Here is a 4,201-nt window from a genome sequence, read left to right as displayed (position 1 = left end):
TCGACAAGGTCCTGGCCGTCAAGCAAAAGGAAAACAAGCAGGACTAGTATAGGACTGCCACGCGCTGCCCCTGGAGGGCGTCAAAGTCCGTCGATACCGCCGTCGCCACGACGCCCAGCGAGAAGCTCTGCCTGAAGATTCCGGGCCACCTTGCGTTCATCATGGATGGCAACGGCCGCTGGGCTAAGGCGCGCGGCAAGGTCCGGACCGAGGGCCATGTCGAGGGCGTCAAGGCGCTCCGCCGGCTGGTCGACCTCAGCATCCGCTATGGCGTCAAGCACCTGACGGTGTTCAGCTTTTCGTCGGAGAACTGGCGCCGTCCGCGCGATGAGGTCAACTTCATCTTCGGGCTCCTGCATCGCTTCGTCGCATCCGACCTCGCAACGCTCATCCAGAACAACGTGCGCGTCAGGATCATCGGTACCCGCGATGGGCTCGACGACGCGCTGAAGCGGCTGATCGACGAGGTGCAGTCCAAGACCGCTCGCAATACCGGCCTCGAGTTGATCGTCGCCTTCAACTATGGCGGCAAGTCCGAGCTGACCGAAGCGACCAGGGCGATTGCGCGGGCCGTCGCCGCCGGTGACCTCAAGGTCGAGGATATCACCGAGGAGACAATGGAGCGGGCGCTCTACACCTCGGGCATTCCGGACCCGGACCTGATCATTCGCACCAGCGGCGAGCAGCGCGTATCGAATTTCCTTCTCTGGCAGGGCGCCTATTCGGAGCTGGTGTTCATCGAGGAGAACTGGCCGGATTTCAACGAACAGGTCTTCCTCAAGGCCCTCGACGAGTATTCCGCGCGGAGCCGCCGCTTCGGCGGGATCGAGTCGAGGAGCCAGTGAGCGCACCGGAGGACCCGCGTCCCCAGTTCAACCCGCTCGCCCGCCGGTCCTGGACGGATCTGGGCCCGCGTATCGCTTCGGCGGTTGTTCTGCTCCTCGTGGCAGGCGTTGGCCTTTAGTTCGGGTCCTATGTGTTTGCGGCGCTCGTCGGTGCGGCGTTTGCCGGGTGCTATCGCGAATGGGAGCGGATGGTGACGCTGAGGCCGCTGACGGCCGTCGGAGGCTCGCTCATCGGTCTTCTAGCCCTCGCGGCGCTGATCTATCCTGCGTTCGGACCGCTCGCATCCCTCGGAGCAGTGGCGCTTGGTGCAATCGTTGCCGGCTTCAGCGGCCCGGAATCGCGCCTTTGGCGCATGGCGGGCGTGGTGTTCTACGGGATCGTCATCGTCCTGCTGCTGGCCATCCGAGGGGATGCGACCTGGAACCAGCCGGGTGTGTTCGATGCCGGGCTGTGGGCTGGGTTGCTACTCGGCTGCGTCATCTGGGCCACCGACACCGGGGCCTATTTCACCGGACGGCAAGTCGGCGGCGAAAAGCTCGCGCCGGACATCTCGCCCTCGAAGACATGGTCGGGCGCCATCGGTGGGTTCGCGCTGGGGACGCTCGTGGGCCTCGTGGTCTGGCTGCTGGTGGTGCCACAATCGCCCTGGTGGATCGGACTTGGCCTCAGCGCCGCGTTGAGCATCGTGGGACAGGTCGGTGACTTGGCGGAAAGCGCCATCAAGCGGCGATTCCGGATCAAGGACTCGGGCGACATCATTCCGGGTCATGGCGGGCTGATGGATCGGCTGGACAGCCTAACCTTCGGGACCATTTTCATGTTCGCCCTGGGATACCTTCACGGCGGCCATGACGCTGTGGCGGCGGGCTTCCTATATTGGTAGGGCTGCGACGCGGCGCCGTATCGCAATCTTAACGCATTCGGCTACTAGTTTCCCCCTACTTCCGGGGCGTACGGAACCGACGACATGGATTTTGTTTTCTGGCTGCTCTCGTATGTGGTGCCGTTCCTTGCGGTGCTCACCATCATCGTGTTCGTTCACGAGATGGGCCACTATCTCGTGGCGCGCTGGAACGGCATCGCCATCCAGACCTTCTCGATCGGATTCGGTCCAGAACTCCTAGGCTTCAACGACAGGAAGGGCACCCGCTGGCGCCTGTCGGCGATTCCGCTCGGCGGCTATGTCCGCTTTGTCGGCGACATGAATGCGGCCAGCGTGCCGGACGAAGCCTTCATCGAGCAGGCAAGTCCTGAGCTGAAGAAGCAGCTTTTCGTCAACAAGAACGTCTGGCAACGCATCTCCGTGGTCTTCGCGGGGCCGGTTGCCAACATCATCTTCACCCTCTTGGTGCTCTATGCGCTGCTGCTCGGCTACGGCCGCTACACCATCCCGGCAGTGCTCGACACGGTGCCCGTGGAGTCGGTTGCGGGGCAGGCGGGTCTCGCCAACGGCGATCGCATCCTGTCGGTGGACGGCTACGCCGTCCGGGGCTTCGAGGATTTCCAGCGCCTGATCGCCACGGCGCCGGAGCGGCAGGTCAGCATCACCTTCGAGCGTGGCGGCCGGACCGAGACCATCACGGCGGTCCCCCAGGCCGTATCCACCCCCGACCGCTTCGGTAACACCCAGCGCGTCGGCCGCCTGGGGGTGACCAAGAATGTCGCGCAGGCCGATGTCGTGCTCTATCGGCCCAACCCGGTCGAAGCGGTCGGCATGACCTTCGAGGAAGTGCGCTTCATCATCGACCGCACCGTCGCGTTCCTCGGCGATTTCTTCGTCGGCCGGGGCGATGTCGAGCAGCTGGGCGGGCCGGTCAAGGTCGCGGCGGTGTCGCAGCAGGTGGCGAGCCTCGGCATCGTGCCGCTGATCAACCTGATGGCGCTGCTTTCCCTGAACATTGGCATCTTCAACCTGCTGCCGATTCCGATGCTGGATGGCGGGCATCTCGCCTACTACATCGCCGAAGCCATCCGTGGCCGGCCGCTCCCTCAGCGGGTGCAGGAAATCGGCTATCGTTTCGGCCTCGCGCTAGTCTTCACTCTGATGCTCTTCACCACCTTCAACGACACCGTCCTGAGCTACCTCCGCAGCCTCGGGTGAGTCGGCGCACTGCTGGGTTGAATGGCGGGAACTGCCCCGGTGTCGCCGTTCCTCGGACGCATTTGACCGAATGCGCCTATGTGACTGTTAACCCTTGGATAAGCTTGGTTTTCTAGGTGTTGCAGGAATACACACGGGCCAATCTTTCGCTAACCTCGAAGCCTCTGGCGGCTTGTCGGTGGTTAAAAATCCAGTAAAAGCTATTGATGGAGTTAGCTGGGGGAAGCTGTGCATGGCGATTCCCCGGCATAGGTCGCACGAGGCAACAAAGATTATGACGAACCCGAAAAAGCTGATGCGCGGAATATACCTGGCGCTGGCCCTCGTGTTGGCGGCGCCGCTTGGCGGCATCAGCGGTACACTCATCGGGGTCGACACGGCCCAGGCGCAGCAGCAGCGCCTCATTTCGGCTGTGCTGTTCGAGGGCAATAGCGGCTTCTCCGATGCCCAGTTGCTGGCGATGGTCAACGTCGCCGAGCAGGGCAGCTTCACCGAGGCCGGCCTTGCCGCCGACGCCGAGTCCATCCGCCTCGCCTATGTCGGCAAGGGCTACATGGGCGTCACGGTGACGCCGCGTGTCGAGCAGTCCGAGAATGGCCGGGCCCGCATCACCTTCGTGGTTAATGAAGGCCAGCGCACCGGCATCGCGGCGATCAACTTCACCGGCAACAACTCCATCAGCTCGGGCACCCTGAAGTCCATCATCCGGACGCACGAAACCAGTCTCCTGAGCTGGCTGTTCCGCGACGACACGTACAGTGAGGATCTGCTGACGGTCGATCGGGGGCTGATCGAGCTCTACTACATGAACCACGGCTATCCCGATGCACAGGTGACGTCGGCCGTGGGCGAGTTCGACGCGTCGCGCAATGCGTACTTCGTCAACTTCACGATTTCCGAGGGTGAGCGCTACCGCTTCGGCGAGGTCGGCGTGGAAACCTCGATCCCGGGGCTCAATCCCGACGCGCTGGCCGGCACTATCCGGACTGGCAAGGGCGGCACCTATTCGTTGACCGATCTGCAGCGTTCGCAGGAAGACATGGCGTTCGAGGCGACGGCACAGGGCTACGCCTTTGCCGACGTCCGCCCGCGTGTCGACCGCGACGTGGCCAACAGCACGTTCAATATCACCTACCTCGTTGACGAGGGTGCGCGGGTCTATGTCGAGCGCATCAACATCAGCGGCAACACCAAGACCCGCGACGCGGTCATCCGCCGCGAGCTGGATTTCGGTGAAGGCGACCCCTTCAACCG

General features: G+C 63.4%; 4 protein-coding genes. All 4 read left to right on the top strand.

Annotation, left to right across the window (positions count from 1 at the left end; all coding sequences use genetic code 11):
• Positions 1–131: 131 nt before the first annotated feature.
• On the top strand, positions 132–845 hold the full coding sequence (locus tag JWQ89_RS13280) for an isoprenyl transferase (RefSeq protein WP_299641762.1): 714 nt from the start codon (positions 132–134) through the stop codon (positions 843–845).
• Positions 846–976: 131 nt separating this feature from the next.
• The gene (locus JWQ89_RS13275; protein ID WP_299641761.1) at positions 977–1,729 is read left to right on the top strand and encodes a CDP-archaeol synthase; all 753 of its coding nucleotides are present in this window, start codon (positions 977–979) and stop codon (positions 1,727–1,729) included.
• An 84-nt stretch (positions 1,730–1,813) separates the two neighbouring features.
• Positions 1,814–2,947, top strand: coding sequence for an RIP metalloprotease RseP (gene rseP / locus JWQ89_RS13270; RefSeq protein WP_299641759.1), 1,134 nt, complete (start codon positions 1,814–1,816; stop codon positions 2,945–2,947).
• Positions 2,948–3,242: 295 nt separating this feature from the next.
• Positions 3,243–4,201: POTRA domain-containing protein (locus JWQ89_RS13265; protein WP_299641758.1), on the top strand; the 959-nt coding region annotated here is incomplete at its 3' end.

This window comes from Devosia sp. (genome assembly GCF_028290645.1).
GTDB lineage: Bacteria > Pseudomonadota > Alphaproteobacteria > Rhizobiales > Devosiaceae > Devosia_A.
The sequence above is the reverse complement of the archived record's forward strand: the minus strand, read 5'-3'. Positions and strand labels throughout refer to the sequence as shown.

Coding starts and splice junctions, on each gene's coding strand:
- rseP (WP_299641759.1), top strand. CDS start 1,814: ATGGATTTTGTTTTCTGGCTGCTCTCGTATGTGGTGCCGTTCCTTGCG.